The 2,236-nt window shown below is 72.8% G+C and carries 2 protein-coding genes; one reads left to right on the top strand and one right to left on the bottom strand.

The window, feature by feature from the left end; translation table 11 throughout:
- Positions 1-100: 100 nt before the first annotated feature.
- Positions 101-1,426, top strand: coding sequence for a hypothetical protein (locus tag E2E34_RS33575; protein WP_138905606.1), 1,326 nt, complete (start codon positions 101-103; stop codon positions 1,424-1,426).
- Between the two features lie 246 nt (positions 1,427-1,672).
- Here E2E34_RS33575 and E2E34_RS33570 read toward each other — a convergent pair.
- On the bottom strand, positions 1,673-2,236 hold a 564-nt coding region (locus E2E34_RS33570), incomplete at its 5' end, for a YceI family protein (protein ID WP_138905605.1).

The raw sequence follows: 2,236 nt of genomic DNA, 5'->3' as shown, positions 1-2,236 counted from the left end.
ACCGGCGGGTGGCCCGGGGGCCGGGGCACCCGCCGGTCCGCCGGGCGGCCTCCGCAAACGCATCTGTCCTAAAATGCACCCTTTCGGGTAGCTTTTAGATATGAGGACACGACCGTTCTCCATCCTGTCAGGGCTGCTGCTCTCGGTGGCGGCCGCCGTACTCGCCATCGCGCCGGGCGCGCAGGCGGCCACGGGACTCGACGCGGCGGCGGACGCGCTGCGCCAGGGGCCGGTGTACGTCGACCAACGCGCGGGCGACCAGCTGCCGCCGCGTGAGGCGGACGCGCTGGAGCAGAAGATCCTCGACGCCGACAAGCCCGTCTTCGTCGCCGTACTGCCGCAGAGCGCCGAATTCCCGCCGGACGGCCTGCTGGCCGACCTGCGCACCCAGACCGGGATCACCGGCGTGTACGCCGTCCGGCTGGGCGACGGCTTCGACGCGGGCGCCGACCCGGTCGTGATGTCACGTCAGGCGGTCGGCAATCTCACCGCCTCGGTGGAACCGGCCGGCGGCAGCGACGCCGTGACCCAGCTGAACGCCTTCGTCGACGACGCGCTGGCACAGGCGCGGGGCGACGCCCCCAGCAATTGGGAAGGCGCGCAGAGCGGGCCGTCGTCCGTCGTCGGTCTGGTGACCTTCGGCCTGGTGCTGGTCGCCGGAGCCGCCGGCGTCCTCCTGGTGGCCAGGCGCGGCCGCCGGCGCCGGGCGGAGCGCGAGCGGGCCGCGCTGGAGAAGGTGCGCGTGGTGGTCGACGAGGACATCACCGCCTTCGGAGAGACCTTGGAGCGCCTGGACTTCCATCCCGGCGAACCGGGCGCCGACGACGCGATGCGGGCCGACTACGAACGTGCCCTGGACGCGTACGAGAAAGCCAAATCGGCCATGGCCAGGGCGACGAGGGCCGACGACGCCCGCGTGGTCACCGAGGCGCTGGAGGACGGCCGCTTCTCGCTCGCCGTGCTCGCCGCGCGCCGCGAGGGCGACCCGCTGCCGCAGCGCCGGCCGCCGTGCTTCTTCGACCCGCGCCACGGACCGTCCACGACCGACGTCGGCTGGGCCCCGGCGGGCGGCCACAGCCGCCAGGTGCCGGTGTGCGCGGCGGACGCCACCCGGCTGTCCGAGGGGCGGGACCCGATGTCCCGCACCGTCGAGACGGCGGACGGCCGCCGTCCGTACTGGGAGGCGGGCCCGGCGTACGCCCCGTGGATCGGCGGTTACTACGGCGGCGGCATCCTGCCCGGCCTGCTGATGGGCACCATGCTCGGCTCGATGCTCTCCACCCCGGCCTACGCGGACCCGGGTGCCGGCGGCTACGAGGGCGGCGACTTCTCCGGGGGCGACTTCAACTCAGGTGACTTCGGCGGCGGAGGTGACTTCGGCGGCGGCTTCGGCGGCGGAGGCGACTTCGGCGGAGGCGGCTTCTAGGCCGCCCGGGGCCTGCGCCCTCGGGTCCCGTCCGGGCGGCCCCGGACACAAGCAGTCCCCGGTAGTCCGTCCCGTTCCCGCGAGGCCCAGCCGTCGCTGGGAACTCCGGGTCCGGGGGGATCTGCCGGGGGCCTGGCCGGAGCCTGCGAGTGGGTCGTCACGCAAGTCGGCGAACGTCTCCGCCGATCGTGCGGCTCGCTCCGGTTTTCCGGTGTATTTGGAATTGTCCTCCCGATTCCTCCCGAGTCAAGAGGTGGCGGCGCTCTTCACGGCGGAGATGTCGAACGTCAGCTTGATCTTGTCGCTGACCAGCACGCCACCGGTCTCCAGGGCCGCGTTCCACGTCAGGCCCCAGTCGGAGCGCAGGATGTCGGCCTTGCCCTCGAACCCGACGCGCTCGTTGCCGAACGGGTCCGTGGCCGAGCCGTTGAACTCCAGGTCGATCGAGAGCGGCCGGGTGACGCCCTTGATGGTCAGGTCGCCGGTGATCCGGTAGTCGGTGCCGCCCAGCGCCTCGGCCGAGGTGGAGCGGAAGGTCATCAGCGGGAACTGCTCGGCGTCGAAGAAGTCCGCGCTGCGCAGGTGGTTGTCGCGGTCGGCGCTGCCGGTGTCGATCGAGGCGATCTTCACGTCGATCGAGGCGGTGGACGCGGCCGGGTTCGCGCCGTCGAGCACCAGCGTGCCCGCGTAGTCCGGGAAGGAGCCGCGGACGTTGGTGACCATGGCGTGACGGGCGGTGAAGCCGATGCTGCTGTGCGCCGGGTCGATGCTGTACTCGCCGGTCAGGGCGGCCAGCGCCGGGTCGACCTG

Origin of the sequence: Streptomyces albidochromogenes, assembly GCF_005981925.1 — a bacterium.
Classification (GTDB): Bacteria; Actinomycetota; Actinomycetes; order Streptomycetales; family Streptomycetaceae; genus Streptomyces; species Streptomyces albidochromogenes.
Note: the sequence above shows the minus strand (reverse complement) of the source record. Positions and strands in the feature narration are given on the sequence as shown.

Coding starts and splice junctions, on each gene's coding strand:
- E2E34_RS33575 (WP_138905606.1), top strand. CDS start 101: ATGAGGACACGACCGTTCTCCATCCTGTCAGGGCTGCTGCTCTCGGTG.